General features: G+C 57.6%; 3 protein-coding genes and 2 pseudogenes. 2 read left to right on the top strand and 3 right to left on the bottom strand.

Features of this window, described 5'->3' with window-relative positions:
• Positions 1-1,090 (top strand): EscD/YscD/HrpQ family type III secretion system periplasmic domain-containing protein (locus EOA60_RS22025; protein WP_206628184.1); only part of this gene is annotated, 1,090 nt, incomplete at its 5' end.
• 252 nt (positions 1,091-1,342) lie between these two features.
• On the top strand, positions 1,343-1,576 hold the full coding sequence (locus tag EOA60_RS22015) for an EscF/YscF/HrpA family type III secretion system needle major subunit (RefSeq protein WP_127335754.1): 234 nt from the start codon (positions 1,343-1,345) through the stop codon (positions 1,574-1,576).
• A gap of 927 nt (positions 1,577-2,503) precedes the next feature.
• Here the strand turns inward: EOA60_RS22015 and EOA60_RS22005 are convergent.
• The 3 genes and pseudogenes from EOA60_RS22005 to EOA60_RS21995 form a co-directional block, all read right to left on the bottom strand.
• A pseudogene (locus EOA60_RS22005) lies at positions 2,504-3,023 on the bottom strand (DDE-type integrase/transposase/recombinase); the annotation flags it as partial.
• Positions 3,024-3,125: 102 nt separating this feature from the next.
• Positions 3,126-3,653, bottom strand: a complete 528-nt coding sequence (locus EOA60_RS22000) for a Mov34/MPN/PAD-1 family protein (protein WP_164748494.1) — start codon at positions 3,651-3,653, stop codon at positions 3,126-3,128.
• Positions 3,653-4,068 (bottom strand): annotated as a pseudogene (locus EOA60_RS21995) (ThiF family adenylyltransferase); the annotation flags it as partial. The gene EOA60_RS22000 and the pseudogene EOA60_RS21995, both read right to left, overlap by 1 nt.

Here is a 4,068-nt window from a genome sequence, read left to right as displayed (position 1 = left end):
CACGCCGGTGCAAGTTGGGCGGACGATTTTTGGGATCGGGCCGGCCGGGAGCAACTTTCCCGAGATCGAATCAGCAGTCGAAAGCAGGGAGCTGGATACTTCCGCGCATCCCGCCCGTCCCGAACTGGCGTCGGCTCTGGGCGGCCGTCAGATACGTCTCATGATCGCCTCGATACCGCGGCGATTACGGCTAGGCGCGGCAGCTTGCGCTCTCCTGGTTCCGGCGGTCGTCGGGGTGTGGGCGGCCATAGGACGAATCCCCCCCTTAGCCTCGGAAGCGCCTCCGGCCACTGACCCGATGGGAATAGCGCGGGATATCATTGGCGAACTAAATATCGCGCGCAACGTCAAAATCATCCCCGTTGATGGCAAACTGGTCATCGAAGGAGACCTACCGCCTAAAGACGATGCTGAGATGAGAGCCGCCCTGAGAAAAGCTGGCCTTGAGGTGGAAGTATCATCCAAAGGACCGACCACTTTGTCGGAATCGCGGGTCATCGATCTCGCAACGACGGTTATACGCGGCTTCGGAATCGAAGGTAGCGTCCGAGTAATCGGCACCGGAAAGATCGAGATAACGGGATACGGACCGAGTGATGCGAAGGTCGAAGCGGCGATTCATCGCCTGAAGCTGGATATTCCGGGTCCAATCGAAGTTGAAAACGCGACCGTGACACCCGACCGCGCCCGCATTTTTCTAGAGACCGCGATGACAGCCCAACTGCGCCGTTCCATTCACGTCATGACGAAGGCAGACGGCGTGCTCGTTTCGGGAACTCTGACTCCAATTGCTTTTGAAGCGTGGCAGAACGTCGCTTCACGCTATCAGGAACAGTTCGCACCCTACATCCCGCTTGAGACGCAGTTCACGCCGGCCGTAATGCCGACGCTGAGAGGTGTACATCTCGGCCGAACGCCGTTCATCGTCATTGAGAATGGAACGCGCCTGAAGGTCGGCGACAGTCTCGAGAGCCTGGGCCAGATTGTTGCCATCCATCGAGGCGGTGTTTCTGTGCGCATCGGCGCGGATGAGGTGCATGTCCCCTATCCGAGCAGGCCGAGCTGGATAGCAGAGGAGGAAAAAGGGTGAGCAAAGTCATGGTCCAGTTTGAGCTGCAGAGGCAGCTGCGAAGCGATTTCGACGGCGCAAAGAGATCTGCCCTAGAGAGGGAATTCGATACCTGCCGTCAATCGTTGAAACATGAAATGGATGCTGGCGTCTCGAGGCAGGAATTCGAAGTCTTAGCGGTCATAGTGGACGCGATAGATGCAGCGACCGAGGTGATCAATGCAAGGCAGGCGCGCAATAGGATAAATAGATCGCGCTAAATTGGAGATAGCTATGTCGACTATTACTGGTTCTAACCTTAATTTCGTCAACAGCGTCGGAAGTGCCGCTGTCGAAGCAGAAAGAAATCTTAACGGATTCATGGCTTCCATGGACCCGAACAACGCGTCTGATCTTATTAAGGCTCAATCCCTCAGTGAGCAATGGAGTCTGAGCATGACTCTGGAGACTGGCATGATCAAATTGCTTTATGACGCCCTGAAGGGAGTGTCCCAGAAAATCAGCTGACCTTGACTAGGTTCCAGGGTTTTGACCTGAGACCCTGAACTTCCTCCAGATTTGGGTAGAGTCCGTCGATCACGTGAAGTGCTCCCCGTAATTGGATCGCCCCGGGCCTAACTTCCGGGGTGTCTGGCTCAGGTGGCGGAAGCCGCCGATGAGCCTTTCATGAGCGAAATCAGTGGCTTGTTGCCGATCGCGCTGTGTGGTCGGACTGTATTGAACAACTCGGCGACGGAACACCCACGGGACCGGCCCGGAGCGCGAGCTGCTTTATCCCTGGCAGCCTTGGGCGGGCCGCCAAGTCCATATTCATGAATTGATCGACAAGAGCGACGCAGTGGTTTTCCGCTGCAGTCTTTCTGGCCGGGTATCGGATCGCTGGCGGGCGCGTCGACGGCGAGGCTGCCGGACAACGGGAGGGCGCCCATACCGAACTGCGCCTGCCGAAGCGGCGGCGCGGAAAGCGCAACAGCACCTCTGGCGATATCATCGCAGCCATCCGGCAACTGGTGCTGATCGCCAGCGATGATCTGATCCCAGCATTCTCAACCGCAACGGCCTGGTGACCGGGCATGGCAATCGCTGGACACGGGAGCGGGTCACCGCACACCGGTCGCATCACAAGATCCCGGTCTTCCGGCCGGCACCGGATGGGAACGAGCCATGGCTCAACCTGAACAAGGCGGCGCGCCTCCTCGGCGTTGCATCGAAGACCCTCAGATTCGCCGCCGAAGCAGGCGAGATCGAGGGCATTCATCCTCTACCGGATGGGCCTTGGATCTTCAGCCGATCAGAACTTGGAAAGCCGCGAATCCAGCAGATTGTTCATCGCGCGCGACAGAACCCGAAATACCCCGCGGGATCGCACCCCGATCAGCAAAACCTATTCCCTTCAACGACATAGACAGATGGGTGTTATGAAACAGGATTCTAGTCCTTACGCCATTCCTCCATTTTCAAGCGGGCGTCGTCAAGCGTCAGGAACCAGTGGGCGTTGAGGCATTCGCTGCGGAACTTGCCGTTGAACGACTCGATGAAGGCGTTATCCGTTGGCTTGCCCGGCCGGGAGAAGTCCAGTTGGACGCCGCGCTGATAGGCCCACAAGTCGAGATCGCGGGAGATGAACTCCGATCCCTGGTCGACCCGGATCGTCCTCGGATAGCCGACTGAGCGGCAGGCCCGCTCCAGTGTGGCTACGACATCTTCTCCCCGGTAGCTGAACCGCGGATCGACCGCCGGCGAGAAGCGCGAACAGGTCGTCGACGACGGTCAGCACGCGGATCTTGCGGCCGGTCGCCAATTTGGTCGTGAACGAAATCCATGGCCCAGACATCATTGGAGTGCACGGCCTCTGTCCGATCTTCGCGCAGCTTCGCCTTCACCCGTCGCCTCGGGTCTTGTTGCGGATCTGCAGGCGTAACTCCTTGTAGAGGCGATAGATTCGCTGGGCATTGCCGGGCTGGAATGATCGATCTGATAGGTCGAGAACGGGGTCGAATCCATGTTATTGGCTGTTCAAAGAATCATCGGTAAGTCGCAACGTTTACACGAGTATTTAGTGCATTGTCTCCGAGCGCGACCGTTCCTGGCAAACGTCAGGTTTCGGCCAGTCGGAGGATGGGACAAACGTGGTAAATTCCTGCGGCTCGACAATCTGGCGCCGCCAAAACAACGAGCGATGCGATTGTCCTTTCCAACATCGCACGGTCCACTCCGTCCCACGCCCTGCAGCGATCAGCATGAGGGGCTCGCACACTCGCTTCGTTATTTTTGAAAGCGTTGCCTCGTCGAGGTCGCTCATTTTCGCAATTCCGTTTGGGTGTGAGTGCCAATCACCGAGATAGTCCAGATCGCCGCTGCTGGCCTGAAAGGCTTGCTGAATTTCGGTCACCTGCCAGGCATGATCCGGAATGAAACAATGCCGACCATGAAGCGCGCGGGGTCCCGGGCCGCGCAAATCGACAACGACGCGATCCTGACCCGAGCGCCAACCAAGAAGGAAGCCTCCAGTCTCAAGCGGAGATAACTCGTTGGCGGACACATACACGACCCGCAAGACATGGGCGGAAATCCAAACCGTCATCACTTGGCTCCGCAACATTTTTGATGAGGAGAGCAACCATAGCCTTCCCAATAAGGAAGAATTCGTCCTCCGCTTTCATTCTTGAGTTCTAGAATCGCAATCGGCCATGCGCCAGTGTCATATTTCCCTTCCGACAGAATCCCGACGACGCTCCGCACGATTTCTAAAGCGACCTCCTGGAGATCGAAGCCGCCACCGGTAAAGGTCGGGCCGTTGCAACCGGTCGGGACCACAATGCCGGCGTCATCAACGCGGGGCTTTGGTATGTGCTTGGCGTCGTTCCAGTGTTCGTGAAGGCAAACAAGGCAACTTTCTGAGCCGGGAAGAAACCGCGCAACTACGCCTCCTGCGACACCGAGTGTGGCGTAGCCCATTACATAGGGAACACCGAATGTACGGCAGTAGAACGAAAGTG

It is taken from the genome of Mesorhizobium sp. M1A.F.Ca.IN.020.06.1.1 (genome assembly GCF_004023265.1).
Classification (GTDB): domain Bacteria; phylum Pseudomonadota; class Alphaproteobacteria; order Rhizobiales; family Rhizobiaceae; genus Mesorhizobium.
The sequence above is the reverse complement of the archived record's forward strand: the minus strand, read 5'-3'. Positions and strand labels throughout refer to the sequence as shown.

What these genes read in the sequence shown, in the direction of transcription:
- EOA60_RS22015 (WP_127335754.1), top strand. Translation starts at nt 1,343, where the DNA reads ATGTCGACTATTACTGGTTCTAACCTTAATTTCGTCAACAGCGTCGGA.
- EOA60_RS22000 (WP_164748494.1), bottom strand. Translation starts at nt 3,653, where the DNA reads ATGACGGTTTGGATTTCCGCCCATGTCTTGCGGGTCGTGTATGTGTCC.